This is a genomic window from Weizmannia sp. WK01, assembly GCF_025905465.1.
GTDB classification, from domain to species: domain Bacteria; phylum Bacillota; class Bacilli; order Bacillales; family Bacillaceae_C; genus Weizmannia; species Weizmannia faecalis.
In genome coordinates this window covers 1,037,319-1,054,734 of sequence record NZ_CP109616.1, presented here as the reverse complement: position 1 = coordinate 1,054,734, position 17,416 = coordinate 1,037,319, and the positions used below count along the sequence as shown (strand labels likewise).

At 44.4% G+C, this 17,416-nt stretch carries 11 protein-coding genes and 1 pseudogene; 1 reads left to right on the top strand and 11 read right to left on the bottom strand.

Features of this window, described 5'->3' with window-relative positions; all coding sequences use genetic code 11:
* Window positions 1-79: 79 nt before the first annotated feature.
* Window positions 80-1,225: a DUF4097 family beta strand repeat-containing protein gene (locus OF158_RS04720; RefSeq protein ID WP_035182145.1), complete on the bottom strand. Its 1,146-nt coding sequence runs from the start codon at window positions 1,223-1,225 to the stop codon at window positions 80-82.
* 299 nt (window positions 1,226-1,524) lie between these two features.
* Between OF158_RS04720 and OF158_RS04715 the strand changes: the two genes are divergently transcribed.
* A complete protein-coding gene (locus tag OF158_RS04715; RefSeq protein ID WP_014095833.1) occupies window positions 1,525-5,121 on the top strand; it encodes a CDP-glycerol glycerophosphotransferase family protein in 3,597 nt (1,198 codons plus the stop codon).
* A gap of 129 nt (window positions 5,122-5,250) precedes the next feature.
* On the opposite strand, the gene OF158_RS04710 is transcribed toward OF158_RS04715, so the two are convergent.
* From OF158_RS04710 to OF158_RS04665, 10 genes and pseudogenes are all read right to left on the bottom strand, one after another.
* Window positions 5,251-6,057: an ABC transporter permease gene (locus OF158_RS04710; protein ID WP_014095834.1), complete on the bottom strand. Its 807-nt coding sequence runs from the start codon at window positions 6,055-6,057 to the stop codon at window positions 5,251-5,253.
* Window positions 6,054-7,187 (bottom strand): annotated as a pseudogene (locus OF158_RS04705) (CDP-glycerol glycerophosphotransferase family protein); the annotation flags it as partial. The gene OF158_RS04710 and the pseudogene OF158_RS04705, both read right to left, overlap by 4 nt.
* 190 nt (window positions 7,188-7,377) lie before the next feature.
* Window positions 7,378-8,568, bottom strand: a complete 1,191-nt coding sequence (locus OF158_RS04700; protein ID WP_035182148.1) for a CDP-glycerol glycerophosphotransferase family protein — start codon at window positions 8,566-8,568, stop codon at window positions 7,378-7,380.
* Window positions 8,561-8,959, bottom strand: coding sequence for a glycerol-3-phosphate cytidylyltransferase (tagD, locus tag OF158_RS04695; protein WP_013858674.1), 399 nt, complete (start codon window positions 8,957-8,959; stop codon window positions 8,561-8,563). The genes OF158_RS04700 and tagD overlap by 8 nt, the downstream gene beginning before the upstream one ends.
* 357 nt (window positions 8,960-9,316) lie before the next feature.
* A complete protein-coding gene (gene uvrA, locus OF158_RS04690; protein WP_035182151.1) occupies window positions 9,317-12,181 on the bottom strand; it encodes an excinuclease ABC subunit UvrA in 2,865 nt (954 codons plus the stop codon).
* Window positions 12,168-14,168: an excinuclease ABC subunit UvrB gene (gene uvrB / locus OF158_RS04685; RefSeq protein ID WP_013858672.1), complete on the bottom strand. Its 2,001-nt coding sequence runs from the start codon at window positions 14,166-14,168 to the stop codon at window positions 12,168-12,170. The genes uvrA and uvrB overlap by 14 nt, the downstream gene beginning before the upstream one ends.
* Window positions 14,169-14,349: 181 nt before the next feature.
* A complete protein-coding gene (locus OF158_RS04680; protein WP_225620972.1) occupies window positions 14,350-14,595 on the bottom strand; it encodes a DUF2164 domain-containing protein in 246 nt (81 codons plus the stop codon).
* A gap of 14 nt (window positions 14,596-14,609) precedes the next feature.
* The gene (locus OF158_RS04675; RefSeq protein WP_014095840.1) at window positions 14,610-14,855 is read right to left on the bottom strand and encodes a CsbA family protein; all 246 of its coding nucleotides are present in this window, start codon (window positions 14,853-14,855) and stop codon (window positions 14,610-14,612) included.
* 86 nt (window positions 14,856-14,941) lie between these two features.
* Window positions 14,942-15,586 (bottom strand): HD domain-containing protein, encoded by a 645-nt coding sequence (locus OF158_RS04670; protein ID WP_035182157.1) that lies wholly within the window; start codon window positions 15,584-15,586, stop codon window positions 14,942-14,944.
* Window positions 15,587-15,897: 311 nt separating this feature from the next.
* On the bottom strand, window positions 15,898-17,208 hold the full coding sequence (locus tag OF158_RS04665; protein WP_014095824.1) for a transposase: 1,311 nt from the start codon (window positions 17,206-17,208) through the stop codon (window positions 15,898-15,900).
* Window positions 17,209-17,416 lie beyond the last annotated feature (208 nt).

Below are 17,416 nucleotides of genomic sequence, written 5' to 3'. Positions count from 1 at the left end.
GCATAGCAGTTGATTCCAGCAGCAGAGCAGGTACGCATCTTTTTTTCGCGAAATTTCTGCTCCCCCGGCAAAAATACGATTATGCTTCCGGGCTTTCTTCTTCATCCGGCGTTTGTTCGTTGATCGTGATGGACCCCGTTTTCGCGTCGGCAAAAATATATAATGCGGGCTCGGTGGTGCCTTTTCTGCTGAACCGCGCCACTTTCTGAATCATTTCTTTTCGTTCTTCATATTTTTCCATGCCTTGAAGGTCAATCGCAAAGTTGCCGAAGTTGCTTTTTCCTTCCCCGTGTACGGAGATGTTTTCCGGGATGGTCATTTCAATGTTTCCGGAGACGGTCTTGCTGTGCAATGAATCGGCGCCCGGAGCCATTTTTACCGTAATATTGCCGTTAAATGCTTCAAAGTCTGACCGCCTGCACGCTCCGTTCCACCGGATGTCCCCGTTCATCGTCTGTACTTCAACCTGCCCGATTGTATTTCCGTCAAAATCAACGGTGCCGTTTCCCGTTTCGACTTCCGCCGTTTCCAAATCGGCATGTTCCACAAGTACTTTTCCGTGGAGTGTTTTCACTTTTAACTGGTCTGCCTGAATGTCTTTCACCTGGACGTTTCCATTGAAAGTGCTCAACGTGATTTTCCGGTAGCGGGACGCCGGAACATAAACGGCTGTATCCACTTTCATCCATTTGGATTGCGTAGAAAACACAAGCCTGCCGCCCTCCACCGAAAACGTGCTATTGTTCAGCAGAAAACTGCGGGCATCTTCCCTGTCATTGGTGCGGTACACTTTTGCTTGGCATTCTATCCGCACATCTTCCTGATCCCATTGTTTAAACGTTAAATGCCCGTTTGCGATGTCCAATTCAATCGTATCGGTTTCCGGCAGGCTTTGCTGGAAAACATGGGAAACTTCGGCAGACTGGCCCAGCTGGAGATCAAAGTCCTTTATTTTTTTCAGCGCGCCGCCGACAAGATCAAACAACTTTTCTTTCGTTTCATTAAAATTCCGGTCTGCGTCGCGGAACTTTTTCTGTCCGGTGGTACTACCAGCCTCGCCGCTGCCGCCGTTTGTAGCCTGTTCCCCGTTTTCTGCCGGATCCTCTTTCGCAGCAATTTGTCCCGCCTCTTCCCTGTCCAACGCCTCCAACAGCGTCAGTGCCTCATCCGTCGACAATTTCCCGTCCTTCACCATATCCAAAATCCGTTTTCGTTTGTTTTCCATGGGGGATGGCCTCCTTTTTCTGCTCGTTACTTCTCTTACGTTTAACAGCATATTAAGTTTCAATTATTCCATCATTCATTTTAAAAACCTGAAACCGGATTCCTTTGCTGCCATCATATAGACAAATATACTTTTTTTCGATAAGATTTGTTAGGGAAACCTCCCTACAATATGATTCCTTTTTTGACAAAATTCATATCAATTTTTATCGATAAGGAAATAATATGATGGATCATGACAGAAAAAACTTGTAAATCATTACCAATATAGAGATCTCTTTTGAAAGGAGACACCGTCAGTTGAATAAAAAGGTATTAAAAAGAAGATTGAAATTTATCGGTGCGCCGATTATACAGTATCTCATTAAAGATAACCATCAGCGTGCCAATCAATATGCAAAATTTTATGACCAGTTGCGGATAAAACCAAACACCATTCTTTACGAAAGCCGCGACGGAAAAAGTATGACAGACAGCCCTTATGCGATTTTTAAATATATGGTTGACAATCCCGCTTATCAACATTACAACCATATTTGGTCAATCCAGGATTTTCAATCGCTCCAGCCGGTTATAGACAAATACAAAAAATATCCAAACGTTAAATTTGTACAGCGTAATTCCAGGGAATATTTAAAGGAATTGGCCTCATGTGCGTATTTAATTAATAATTCCACATTCCAATCTTTTTACGCTCCGAAAAAAGGCCAGGTTTATATCAATACGTGGCACGGCACGCCATTGAAAAGCATGGGCTTTGACATTCCGGGCAATCCGGCCCAGTCGCAAAACGTGTTAAGAAATTTCCTGAGTGCCGACTATTTGCTGAGCCCGAATGAACATACGACCAAAATGTATCTGGACAGTTATAAGCTTGAAGGGCTGTATGACGGAAAAATTATCGAAGAAGGGTATCCGAGGATTGATTTAACCTTCCATACAAATCCGAATACCGTAAAAAAAGCGTTAAAAGACGCCGGATTAACCGTTGATTTCAATAAAAAGAACCTCCTTTACGCGCCGACTTGGAAAGGAAAAAGTGTTTCAAAGGCCAATAATGATGTAATGCAAATCATCTCTGACATGGACAGAGTCGAAAAAGAGGCCGGAAATGAATACAACGTTTTCGTAAAAGTCCATCCGTTTTTATACCCGCAGGCAGCCAAATATCCTGAATTGCAAAGCCGGCTTGTTCCTGACTATATGGACACGAATGAACTGCTTGCTGCAACGGATCTTTTAATTACGGATTACTCCAGCATCTTTTTCGATTACCTGGTCACAGGAAAACCAATATTATTTTATACATGGGATTATGATGTATACAGCGAGGAAAGAGGACAATATCTCAAAAATGAAGATTTGCCCGGCCCGCTCTTGTTTAGCGTAGAGCAATTGATTGAAGCCATTCACAACATTGAAACGGTATCGCAAAAATATGCTTCAAATTACCAAAACCTCCGCAGCCGTTTTACCAACCATGAAGACGGAAAAGTGACGGAAAGAATTGTACAGTATATTTTCGACCAAGCTTCTTTGCCCCTTCATATTGTCAATGCAGTGCCGGTTAAAAAGGAACGGATACTGATTTATCCGGGGGGGATGCGAAATAACGGGATTACCTCCTCTTTCCTGAATTTAATGAACAACATTGATTTTGAAAAATACGATGTCAGCTGTTTTACCGGCGCACCAAGATCGAAAGAAGTCCTGAATAATATTTACAAAATCAATAAAAATGTGCGCATGATCTTTAAACCTGGCGTACCGCTTTACCGCGTGTTTGAAGTATACCGGGATAAATTTACGCATAACCGGGGCATACAAGGGAATCTTGGGAAAAAGATTTTTCCAGAGCGTGCTTATGTCAGGGAACATACGAGATTGTTTGGCAACAGCCATTTTGATTATATTATCGATTTCAGTGGATACAGTTACTATTGGGCAAAGTATCTGGTCGTTGCAGATGCGAAAAGAAAAATTTGCTTTATGCATAACGACCTGCTTTCAGACAGTGAACGTGAAATCAACGGGAAACACCCGCACAGAATCAACCTGAGAGGCTTGTTCACGCTGTACTACAGATTTGATAAGCTGGTCAGCGTCTCCAAAGGAACAATGGAAGTCAACCGGAAAAATTTAAGCCGGTATGCAAATGATGATCAATTTGATTACGTCCTGAATTCCATTAATCCGGACAGAATTCTTTATGCAGAAGAAGAAAAATCGGATGAGCCTAAAATTACCAAGTTTAAGGCACGGGCGCTCCTCAGTAATGTAAATGATTATCCGGTTTGGCGGGTGCTCCCTTCCATTGAAGGCGCAACACAAGTATCTTTGTCCAATGAGATGGCGAATGCCGAGGTTTTGATTACAGCCAAATCAACAGTAAAACACGCATTATATTACCGTTTCCATTACGAAGGCAAAGAAATCGGCTGGATTCATGAAAAAGCAGTTGCCCTTCTTCCGGATAGTGTTGTCACATCGGAAAAGGTAGATAAGCTGGCAAAGATTGTTAAAACAAGAGGAAATGCTATATGGAGCAAACCTTTTAAACTGCCTGGAACAAGAAAGATCTCTTTGAGTTCCGACTTTAAAAACTGTATTGTAGCTGTTGATCAGGCAGTACAAACACAGCATTCAACTTATTACCGGTTCTCTGTAAAGAAAGAAGCCATTGGCTGGATTGACAAAAGAGCGCTTGGATTTTACAGCAGCTGTACGATTGAACCCAATACGGGAATTTTCAGCAAGCTCAAGATATTTGTTTTACGAAAGCTGATTCAAACGTTAAATTACAGTAAAAGAGAATTTTTAAACCATCTTGACGGCCGAACACGCAGGCTTGTTGACCTCCGCAAGCCTAAATATTATAAAGTGGCAGGTTCAGTAAATGAACCAATATGGAACAAGCCGTATCCAAATCATAAGGCCAAGATGGTAGAAGAAGCTTTGAACTATAAAGATGCCATTGTCACTGTAAAGAAATTAGCAAAAACAAAACAGGGCGTTTACGCTCTCATTTATTTAAAAAACAATAAAATCGGCTGGATTCATACAAGCGCATTAAGCCCATTGAAACGCTCAACTGTCGTCTCTGACATTGAAGTTTTAAAAATCGCGAGGATATTGCCGGATGAGAAAAATGCGGTAATCTGGTCCAAGCCATATGGAATGGAAGGCGCGGAAAAGGCAGGGCTTCCCGATATGCTGAAAGGTGATGCAACCTTTACAATAGACAGGGAAGTTACCACCCCATCCGGGACTTATGGCCGTATCCTGCAGGCGGACGGGCCTGAAATTGGCTGGATCAACATGCGGAACGTCTTTGTAGAGCGTGCTTACGGATACGAAGTAAATGGCCAGTATGTCCCGGAACCGGACAGCAGCCATTACAATTTTGTCAACATGGGCAGGCTTTCTCCGGAAAAAGCGCAGGCCAATTTAATTTCGGCGTTTGCCGATTTTCATAAAAACCATCCGAAAAGTAAACTCTATATTCTCGGGCAGGGCCCTTTAAAAGCCGAGTTGCAGGCGCTGATTCTGGAGCTTGGCGTAAGCGATTCTGTTTTCCTAATGGGCCAGCTTGATAATCCTTTTCCTTTTATGAAAAAATGCGATTGTTTTGTCCTGTCATCGCATTATGAGGGCCAGCCGATGGTACTGCTCGAGGCGTTAACGCTCGGCATGAAAATCGTGGCAACAGATATTGTCGCAAATCGTACCGTCCTCGAAGACGGCAAATACGGGCTGCTTGTGGAAGACAGCATTAACGGGTTAAAATCAGGATTGGAAGCCATGATCACCCACCAGCATCCGGAATTTGAAAAGTTTCATTATCAGGCGTATAACAAAGCCGCCATGGAAACATTCTACAGATGCTTGCATGAATAAGATGAAAAAAAGCACTCCCTATTAATAGGAAGTGCTTTTTTTCATACCTGTTTTTCGTCATCCGGGCCATTTCGAGTCAGCTCTAAAAATCTGATCACGGCCGGAAATGGCCATCTTTCGGGAAAACCCTTATAAGAAATCGACAAAACTATTTCTAAATTTGATATGCAGCGCCGAACCAATCATAAAGACGATGAGGGTTACAGCCCAGAAATAAATCGTGTAATGTAAATGTTCAACAAGATACCATCCCATATTTCCAAGCAATGCAGAGCGGTACCCTTCAACAATGTAGTAGTACGGATTTAACTTTAAAATCAATTCAATCGGGCCATGCAATCTTGCAGATGGATCCCAAAGAACAGGCAAAATATAAATCATCATCCGCATAATCGCCTGCACAATGTTTTGCACGTCCCGTACAATCGTTGCCAGCGTAGATGTAATCAAAGATAAAGAAAATGTAAATACAAACGTGCAAACCAAATAATATGGCAGCTCAAGGTAATAGACGGAAACCGGATAACCTTGAAATTGAAGGATAATGATCACAATCGCAAGCAGCAGCAAGTGCTGATAAAATTTTGACATAATGACATAACTCGGAATGGCGCTTAATGGAAAATTCATTTTTGCAACCATTCGGATCCGGGAATAAATGGAACGGGATCCTTGCAAAACAGCCGGGCTGATAAAAAACCAAATAGACGACCCTGCAAACAGCCATGGAATATAACCCGGCCGCGGATGCCCGCCTCTTAAACCAAAACCGAAAACAAACCAGTAAATCGCAAGCTGGATCATCGGATTTATGACTTCCCAAAGGATGCCCAAATAATTATTCCTGTTTTCACTCCTTACCTCATATAAGGAAAGGCGGATAATTAAATAAAAACTGTTGAATTGCTCTTTTAAGACAGTAATGGCAGATTTCATAACTCTTTCCTTTCTGCAAATACCCTTTCAACAACGCGCCGTGCTGATTCTCCACATTCTAAATAACAGAATTTCTGATAAAAAGCATCAAATGAATCCGGCAGTTTATATCCCGCGGCATCCATCTTCTTCACTTCATCAATCACCTGTGCGGTCGTTGTAACAAGCGGGCCCGGTGCCTCTTTTTCAAAATCAAAATAAAAACCGCGCAAATGGTCTCGGTATTCTTCAATATCGTATACGAAGAAAAGCATCGGCCGTTTTAAAATGGCATAATCAAAAAATACGGATGAATAATCCGTGATCAGCAAATCAGAAATTAAATAAAGCTGCGCGATATCTTCATAATTGGAAAAATCATAGGCAAAACCTTGATAAGGTGCTAAATCCAATTGTTCCGCAACCAAATAATGCATCCGTAAAATTAAGATATAATCATGGCTCAGATGATGCTGCAACTGATCTAAATCAAGTTTTAATTCAAACCGGTACTTCCCGGTTTCATGAATTTGGTTATCCCGCCAGGTAGGGGCATAAAGAATCACTTTCTTATCAGCCGGAAGCCCCAGTTTGCTTTTTAATGACTTAATAGATGCACGGTTGTTTTGGGCGGCTAAAATATCATTACGCGGATACCCGGTTTCAAGTATCGCCTGGCGGAATTGAAAAGCGCTCCGGAAAATGGCTGTTGAATAGGCATTGGGCGAAATTAAGAAATCCCACTTCCCCGCCTCTTTCAAAAAATCTTTTTTATACTGTTCAGCCGTAGTTCCCGGAATATGCACTTCTTCCATATCATTTGCAAGTTTTTTCAAAGGCGTCCCGTGCCATGTTTGAAGATACACGGTATGTTTCGGCTTCGGAATCCATAAAGGCATCCGGCTGTTGGTCACCCAGTAACGGGCCCTAGCCATCATATATACCCAGTAAGGAGATAGCCTTTTAATATAGCGGACGTCTTTATTTTGGAAGTTATGTAAGAAGTTTTTGTGCACGCTCCAGTAACAAGTATAGCCCGGGTAATGCGCTTTGATATATTCATATATCGCCCGCGGATTATCGCTGTACTGCTTGCCCTGAAAGCTCTCAAACATAATCACGTTCTTTTTGGCGGGCAATTTCCCGATCAAAAGCATAGCCAAAAAATAAATTTGCTGTGCTATGCTTTTCAAGATTTTTTTCATACAAATGCATCCTCACATCAAGACACGATTAAAAGCACTTAGACGGCTGAAACACAGTAAAATTAAACAGGTTCTCCGTTGATTCCGGTTTCCTACAATACCGGAATCCGCCCCGGAATTCCGTTTTCCTGCAAACTCACCCATACATTCTTCCCTTTTTCTCGTCCTGTTCACGCAAATACTGTACCAGATCGCGGCTGGAGTGGCCGGCAGAGTACGTATTCCAGGTTCTTGAAAATGCTTCAACACTTCCCGCATCAAAAGAACCATTTTTAATCAAACCAATGATTTCTGCCGTCGTACACGCAATCGGCCCGGGGACAAGCCGGTCATACGGTTCCCACAGCCCCCGTGTGGCCTGATAGCTTTCCAGATCATACGGATAAAAGATCATTGGGCGGCCTAACAGGGAAAACTCAAAAGGGACAGAAGAATAATCCGTGATCAAGTAATCCGTTACCAGCAATAATTCGTTGATATTCATATCTTGCGGGCAGTCCACCACAAAATCAGGATACTGCAGCAGCCCTGCCCCTTTGTTTACAGCCGGATGAAATTTCACAGCGAAAATATACTCATCCTTCAATGCATCATAAAGCTGGCCCCAATCAAGCGGCACTTCAAAATGATCCGGATGCTGGTCCCTGAAAGTCGGAGCATACAAGATCACTTTTTTCTTTTGAAAGGCAGGATACCGTTTGTACAGCTCCCTCTTTATGTCCCGAATCCTGTTTTGGTCAAAAAAAAGATCGGTCCGTGGTATGCCTGTGCAAAGAAAATTTTCAGGAGGAAGCCCGAAAGCCCTCATAAAAATATGCTTCATTTTTTCAGACCCCACCACTACCCGGTCAAAATGGGCATACACTTTTTTAAACCGCTTCAATGCACGCTTGCCCCTCGTGCGGATCGTTTTGTCTTCAAGGCCAAACGTTTTAACAGCCCCTGCTGCATGCCAGAGCTGGATGCACTCCACCTCTTTTTTAAACGGGGCGGCAGCCAGGAAACCGTAATAATTATCAACAATCACAAATTTCGATGTCGCAATGTTGTATATGCTACGGATAAAATGCTGCAAATTTTTCAGTTCAAACAGAAATACCTTCTCTTGCCGGACGGTTTCCGCAACACGGCGATAGCAGGAAGAAGTACAAACGAACGCTACCTGAAAAGGATCGGGAAGCTTTTTCAATTCCTCATACACGTATAAACTGTTCTGCTCAAATGAAACGACAAAAGTGATTTTCCTTTTCAAAGGAAAAATTTTACACAATGTAAAAAGCACGCGAAAAAGCAGTAAGTATAAGGAAATGAACAGTTCCCTAACCATTTTTCACAGAGAAGAGGTCCTTCTTAATTTTTGACGTAGAGATGCCAACCGTCCGTGGCAGGTAAACCACTTCACAATAATCCTTCAGAAAATCAAATTTGCCTTTCCAGTCATCGCCCATCACGAAAACATCGACATTGTATTTTTTAATATCGTCTATTTTTTGTTCCCACGAATGTTCCGGTATGACCTGGTCAACGTAACGGATCGCTTCCAAAATTAATTTCCGGTTTTCATAGCTATGGTACGATTTTTTATTTTTGATTTCGTTAAATTCATCCGATGAAAGGCCGACGATTAAATAGTCGCCTAATGCTCTTGCGCGTTTCAGTAAATTGATATGCCCCCAATGGAGAAGGTCAAATGTTCCGTATGTGATTACTTTTTTCATACAGTTCTCTCCCTGCTAAATGTAATAGGCAACATTCCTGCACAATGCGACACTTTTCATTATTTTTCCCTAATCTTTACTCATTATATGTCTATTTCAAGCAGAATTCAAATACTTCTTCAAGAAGCGGGCGCCGGGTTTTCCCCTATGTACGAGGGTCCCTCCCACAAGCGGGGAGGAACGCCATACAGTGAGCACGCCGGTTTTCCACGTAATAGAAAAAATGGCCAAAAGACACCGTACATCCCGCATTCAGTTATTCATCCGGCAGGGCAGGAGGTAGAGAAACGCGGGCGTCCGGGACTTTAGGCGCGAACACAGCCAGAGTCGCACTTATGAAAAAACAAAAAGCATGCCTCAGCGCGCCAGGTTTTCTATTTCTTTTTCCATTCTTTCCCGGTCGCGTTCCAACACCGGTTTCAAATATTTTCCGGTGTAGGAGGTTGGGTGTTCCGCAACTTTTTCCGGCGTACCGGTAGCAACAACGGTTCCGCCGCCATCTCCGCCTTCCGGTCCGAGGTCAATGATATAGTCGGCGGTTTTGATGACATCGAGGTTATGCTCGATCACAAGCACCGTATCGCCGTTTTCCACCAGCCGCTGCAGCACATCAAGCAGTTTGGCAATATCATGGACGTGAAGGCCGGTTGTCGGTTCATCCAAAATATAGAAAGAACGGCCGGTCGAACGCCGGTGCAGTTCGGATGCGAGTTTCACGCGCTGCGCTTCGCCGCCGGACAAGGTTGTTGCCGGCTGCCCGAGTTTGATGTAACCAAGACCAACATCCGCGATGGTCTGCAGTTTCCGTCTGATTTTCGGAATGTTTTCGAAAAACGCAATCGCATCTTCCACCGTCATATCGAGGACATCTGCAATATTTTTGCCCTTGTATTGGACTTCGAGCGTTTCACGGTTGTACCGTTTGCCGTGGCATACTTCACACGGTACGTACACATCCGGCAAAAAGTGCATTTCAATTTTGATAATCCCGTCGCCGTGGCAGGCTTCACACCGGCCGCCCTTGACGTTAAAGCTGAACCGCCCTTTTTTATAGCCGCGGATTTTTGCTTCGTTCGTGGAAGCAAACACGTCGCGGATATCATCGAACACGCCGGTATAGGTCGCCGGGTTGGACCGCGGCGTCCTGCCGATCGGGGACTGGTCGATGTCAATGACTTTGTCGAGATGTTCAATACCCTTGATTTCTTTGTAAGCGCCCGGTTTTGCTTTTGCACGCTGCAATTTTTGGGCAAGCGCCTTATGCAAAATTTCATTGACAAGCGTGCTCTTTCCGGAGCCGGAGACGCCGGTTACAGCAATAAACAGGCCGAGCGGGAATTTTACATTGATGTTTTTTAAATTATTTTCTTTCGCGCCCCTGATTTCAACAAAACGGCCGTCCCCTTTCCGCCGTTCAGGCGGGAGCGGGATAAATTTCTTTCCGGATAAATACTGGCCGGTGAGTGAATCCGGATTTTTCATCACCTCGCGCGGCGTGCCGGCAGCAACAACCTTTCCGCCATGGACGCCTGCTCCCGGGCCGATGTCAATCAAGTAGTCTGCGGCAAGCATGGTATCTTCGTCGTGTTCGACAACAATAAGCGTATTGCCGATATCAGCCATTTGCCTGAGCGTTGCAATCAGGCGGTCATTGTCGCGCTGATGGAGGCCGATCGACGGTTCATCAAGAATGTATAAAACGCCTGTAAGCCTCGATCCGATCTGCGTCGCAAGCCGGATGCGCTGGGCTTCGCCGCCGGAGAGCGTGCCGGCAGAACGGCTCAGCGTCAAATAATCGAGGCCGACATTGACGAGAAAACCGAGCCGGGATTCGATTTCGCGCAGGATCAGCCGGGCGATCGCCTGCTCTTTTTCCGTCAATTCGAGATGGGCAAAAAAGGAGCGGGCTTCCGCGATCGAGTAATCCGTCACTTCACTGATATGTTTCCCGCCCACTTTCACAGCAAGGCTTTCCGGTTTCAGACGGTAACCTTTGCATTTCGGGCATGGCTGCTGAGCCATATATTTTTCCATCTGCTCGCGCGTAAAATCGGAACTGGTTTCGCGGTAACGGCGTTCGATATTGTTCAGTACGCCTTCAAATTGAATCATATTGTCGCGCACCTGGCCGAAATCATTTTCATAATGGAAATAAATCCGTTCATTGCCGGATCCGTATAAAATGATCTCCATCTGATGCTTTGGCAAATCTTTTACAGGCGTGTCCATGTCAATGCCAAAATGCTCGCACACCGCTTTTAAGAGCTGCGGATAATATTGTGAGCTGATCGGTTCCCACGGGGCGATCGCGCCTTCATTGAGCGTAAGCGAGGCGTCCGGAATGACAAGGCTTGGATCCACTTCAAGCTTTGCCCCGAGCCCGTCACATTCCGGGCAGGCGCCGAACGGGCTGTTGAACGAAAACATGCGCGGTTCCAGTTTGTCGATCGAAAAGCCGCAAATCGGGCAGGCAAGGTGCTCGCTAAACAGCAGTTCCTCTTCCCCGATCACATCAATTACCACACGCCCGTCCGCCAATTTCAGCGCGGTTTCAAGCGAATCGGCCAGGCGGGGCTCAATTCCATCTTTTACGACAATACGGTCAACAACGATATCAATGGAATGTTTTTTGTTTTTGTCCAGCTCGATTTCTTCGCCGAGGTCGAGCATTTCCCCGTCAATGCGGACGCGGACGAAACCCTGTTTCTTAATATCATCCAGCAGTTTCACATGCCGGCCTTTTTTACCCGATACCACCGGGGCAAGCACCTGGAGCCGTGTCCGTTCCGGATATGCCATGATCCGGTCCACCATTTGTTCGACCGTCTGCGATGCAATTTCAATGCCATGGTTCGGGCAGATCGGGTGGCCGACGCGGGCATACAGAAGCCGCAAATAATCATAAATTTCTGTTACCGTCCCGACGGTGGAACGCGGATTTCGGCTCGTTGTCTTCTGGTCGATGGAGATTGCCGGGGAAAGACCTTCAATCGCATCCACATCCGGCTTGTCCATCTGCCCTAAAAATTGCCGGGCATAGGCGGACAGCGATTCAACATAGCGCCGCTGCCCTTCCGCATAAATCGTATCAAATGCGAGCGAAGATTTTCCGGACCCGGACAATCCCGTCAGCACAACAAGCTGGTCCCGCGGCAAGGTTGCATCAATATTTTTTAAATTATGAACGCGGGCCCCTTTTACTTCAATTTTATCTAATACCATTGTGGTCATCACCTGCTTTCAGTTCTAAAAGGGCATCACGGTACCGGGCAGCCTGCTCGAAGTCAAGCGCTTTTGCCGCTTCTTTCATCTTTTCTTCCAGTTCTGCAATCATCCGTATGCGCTCTTCTTTTGTCAGCGGCTTTTTCGTTTCTTCCGCTTCATACGGCGCTGCATCTTCCGCCGCATAGGTCGCGTGGATCGTATCGCGGATATCTTTTTGGATCGTTTTCGGCGTGATGCCATGTTTTTTGTTATAGGCTTCCTGGACGGCACGGCGCCGTTTCGTTTCGCTGATCGCTTTTTCCATCGAATCCGTGATTCTGTCGGCGTACATGATCACTTTGCCGTTTGCGTTCCGAGCGGCGCGGCCGATCGTCTGGATCAGCGAGCGTTCGGAACGCAGGAAGCCTTCCTTATCGGCATCGAGAATGGCAACAAGCGACACTTCCGGGATGTCCAGCCCTTCCCGGAGCAGGTTGATGCCGACGATACAATCATATTTGCCGAGACGGAGGTCGCGGATAATTTCAATCCGTTCAAGCGTTTTTACTTCAGAGTGGAGATACTGGACTTTAATGCCCACTTCTTTCAAGTAGTCCGTCAAATCTTCCGCCATTTTTTTCGTCAGTGTCGTGACAAGCACGCGCTCATTTTTCTCAATTCTGTCCTGGATTTCCCCGAGCAGGTCGTCGATTTGCCCTTCGATCGGCCGCACCTCAATTTCCGGATCCAAAAGGCCTGTCGGGCGGATAATTTGTTCCACCATTTTCGGCGTATGCTCGAGTTCATACGGCCCCGGCGTAGCGGATACGCAAATCATTTGCGAAATATGTTTTTCAAATTCCTCAAACCGGAGCGGCCGGTTGTCAAGCGCGGACGGCAGCCGGAACCCGTGGTCGACGAGCACCTGCTTGCGCGCCTGGTCCCCATTAAACATTCCCCTGATTTGCGGGAGCGTAACATGGGACTCGTCAATGACGAGCAGAAAATCTTTCGGGAAATAGTCCAGAAGCGTATACGGCGTCGAACCGGGCGGGCGCAGCGCCAAATGGCGGGAATAGTTTTCAATCCCGGAACAAAAGCCCATTTCCCGCATCATTTCCAGATCATAGCGCGTCCGCTGTTCGAGCCGTTGCGCTTCGAGCAGTTTGCCGTTATCGCGGAGCTCTTTCAGCCGTTCTTCGAGTTCCGCTTCAATATTCCGGATCGCAATCTGCAGTTTCTCATTGCGCGTAACGAAGTGGGAAGCCGGGAAAATCGCGACATGGTCGCGGTCACCGATAATCTCGCCGGTCAGCGCGTCGACTTCCCGGATCCGGTCAATTTCGTCGCCGAAAAATTCGACACGGATGCAGTGTTCATCGCGCGAAGCCGGGAAAATTTCGACGACATCGCCGCGCACACGGAACGTCCCGCGCTGGAAGTCAATATCATTGCGGGCATACTGGATATCGACAAGCCGCCGCAATAACTGGTTCCGCTCGATTTCCATCCCGGTCCGGAGCGAGACGACAAGCTCGCGGTATTCTTCCGGCGAACCTAAGCCGTAAATACAGGAGACGCTCGCAATAATAATGACATCATTGCGCTCAAACAGGGCAGACGTTGCCGAGTGCCGCAGTTTGTCAATTTCATCATTAATGCTTGCATCTTTTTCAATATACGTATCGGTTTGCGGCACGTACGCTTCAGGCTGGTAATAATCGTAATAACTGACGAAATACTCTACTGCATTGTTCGGGAAAAACTCCTTAAACTCGCTGTACAATTGCCCGGCCAGCGTTTTGTTGTGGGCAATGACAAGCGTCGGCTTATTCACTTCTTTAATCACATTCGAAACCGTAAACGTTTTTCCCGTTCCGGTCGCCCCGAGCAGTGTCTGAATCTTTTTGCCTGCACGGATGCCGTCCACAAGCTGGCGGATCGCTTCCGGCTGGTCCCCCTCCGGCTTGTATTTCGAAACAAGTTCAAAAGCATGCTGTTCCATCCATGAGCCTCCTTAACCGGCATCATCTATTTCAACCTTAAAAGGCGTTCTTCGTCTTTCAGTCTTTTTATTTTAACATAAATCCTGCCCTGTCTCCAACAAAAAGCGAACAAGTTTTCTATCTTTTTCATAAGAAAGAACGGTAAGGATTTTCCCTACCGCTTTTAGGAACGGATGGCCGTTATTTCACCGGGATTTCCAGGGCGTACCATTCTTCTTCAAGACGTGCATTTTGCCCTTCCCATATTTTCTTCGCATCCTCAATTCCCTTATTATAGTAGTGTGCCGCAAGCTTTTCCTGAAAAAAGTCAAAATACGCCTGTGCGGCAATCACGCCGATTTCTTCACCTGTCTGTTCCCAGACAAATTGCTGTATTTCCCGCAGAACCCGCTGCTTTTCTGCAGGGTCCATTTTGAATCCGGTCATGGGTGCCTCCGTCTTCATTTTTTCATTCCTTTTTTCATCTTTGCCTTCCGTATCATTGTATTAGCAAAATAAAACCCGATTGTCAATGAAGCTGCATCCACGATATACACCGGCCACGTGCGCGTATAGCCTTTATAAACGGAAGCGACAATGAGCGCAACCGTAAGAATCAACCCAATCACTTGGTTAAACGTAACCCGCGAAAAAAAGATGACGAGAAAGCATGGAAAAACAGCGGCTACCACCAATTGAACGATCATCCTCACCCCACTCCAAGCCCTTACTTCTGCTATCCCTATTTTTTAACATTCCACCCGAAAATACAAGAAAAATCATTGAAAATGAATTATCTTTTGAATTCATTTTCAATGATTTCATTTGTAATGCCGCGCAACTGGCTCCGTTCGATAAAACGTTCTGCGAGCAAATCAGGCAAAATGGACGTTAAAAAGTATTGGACGGATGCAAGCCCCGAAAACTGCAAAATGGTCCGCAGCGATTCCTCGTAAATTTCCAGAAACAGCGGTTCCGGATTGCCTTTTTGGATTTCCCCGAAAGATTCATACAAAAGATCGACTTTGTCGGAAACGGATAATATTTTTCCTTCTAACGTATCGTCCTTGCCTTCTTTGAACAAGTCAAAATAAATTTCCCGGTATTCTTCCGGAAACACGCCGTTGATAAAGTTTTTCGTCATTTCTTCCTCGACTTGTTTGAACAACTCATGCAGCTCTTTTGAAGAATATTTGACCGGCGTTTTGATGTCGCCTGTAAACAGTTCCGGATAATCATGATTCAGCGCCTTTTGATAGAGCGCGCGCCAGTTCACTTTATTGCCGGCTTTCTCTTCCACATGGCCGAAAAACTGGGCGATTTTTGCCACTTTAAAAGAATGGGCTGCCACCGAGTGTTCTTGAAATTTAAATTTGCCCGGGCAACGGTAAATTTTTTCCAGGTCAGACAAACTTTTAAAATATTGGTGAACCCCCATCCTGCTCCCTCCTTGCTGTCCGATTTTCTTTTCTTATAGGATTGGGACTGGTTTTTTGATATTTCCACTATTCTAGAAAAAAATAAACCCAGCGTCAAGCAACTGGATTTAAATCCAGTTCTGAAGAGTAAATTCATCAATTTTTAGATGTTTTATGATAAAATGACTTATCCACATTTAGAAAATTTTTCCATCTATTTTTTCTGCTTTCAAAGTCAAAAAGAGCCGAATTTGCAAATTTCTTTTTTAAAATTGTGGATAACTTCAAAAAAACCTTTTTTTACATCACATCCTTTGCTATAATATAACCATTAAGTAAACCTTACTTGTATTGGCTTACTTAAATGGGTGAAATCCTCGTCTGTTAAAATGCGTGTCCGAAACGATTCCAACAGATTTGAGGATTTTTCTTTTGCCGTTTTTTTGAGTGCTTTTAAGATTGACGAACCTTTTTCAAACAGCTGTCTAATAATATCTGTTATTTGAACTAATAAATAATGATTTTTCATGGCTGTGTAGTTTTGGCTATTGGCATGTTCTATATTGTAACGATTATTTTTTTGTTCGTTAAATCCTTGATTTTCAATCTTCCAGCGGCTTCTTCCTGCAGCGATGAGTCGTTCCACGTTCTTTTTCGTGATTTTAATATCCGTTATAAATACATACTCTTTCGATTTCCCATCCTCTGTTTTCATTGTGGCCTCCATCAGATTGACCGTTCTGTCTTTGTAGGCAATATCATTCACCCAAACTAATGAATTCTGATCCTTACTTTGTTCCAGCTCTTTTATTGCCTTAAACTCCGTCGAGATACTTTTAATTCTCCCTTCCTTAAATCTGCATATATATTTCCATTTGTGCGCCCTGCACAGATTAAATACCGTTTCACATGCATAGAGACTATCTCCCAAGATACAAATCGGTAGTCTTTTAAATATTTTTTTTATTTTCTTTGCCAGCCTGTCGAAGGCTTTTAATTCACAATCTTGCTTAGAAACATTTTCTGATTCATTTTCGATAAATTCGGAGGCAATACTGAAGACCATATCCCCCACGACAAGCTTGGCTTCAAGTACATGGTGCATATAAAGTACGTTCGTTTCTCCTGTTTCTTTATTTGTATATGCCCGTCTCAGGCAGTGTTTACAATGTTTCTCATGAAAGGTGTGTAATCCAGTTCCATCAATGATGACACCCCAGTACTTTCCTTCAATTCGATAAGACTCGAGAGACCTTTTTTTCAATAATTCTTTAATCATATACGTTCTAATTTTTTCTAATTCATTTACATCTAAGCCAGATAAAAAGTCGTTAATTGTATCATAATGTGGAAGTTCTTCAAGAGAATCTAAGCCTAACACCTTCCCTACATTTTTAATACATTCTTCTTTATTAAAACGCTCACTCATGTTTCTCATGGATTTTAGGCCGGTCATATTTTTCAACATCATCGTAAATAAAAGGACCTCTGGACCATAAGTGATATAGCTTTGATGTCGGTGGTCTGCTACCTTTTTTAGGTTATTCATCAGGTCTTTGAAAAAATGCTTCTGAATTTTAAGGAACTCGAAAAAATAATTTGCTTCTTTTTCACGATTTCTTTTTTCTTTTCTAGTAACCAAAATAAAAACCCCCTCAAAACAGCCAAGTTTAATTAGGGCTTGCTGAACGAATCAAATTTTAGCTTGTATTCGACTTGTCACTAAGCCATGCCAAAATATTCGTCCAGCAAGCTCTAATTATTTAAATTATTACATATTTAGCCGCATTTTTGGGGGGGGGAATAGTTAAATTATCACGAAAAATTTTTACTCCTCAGAGCTGATTTAA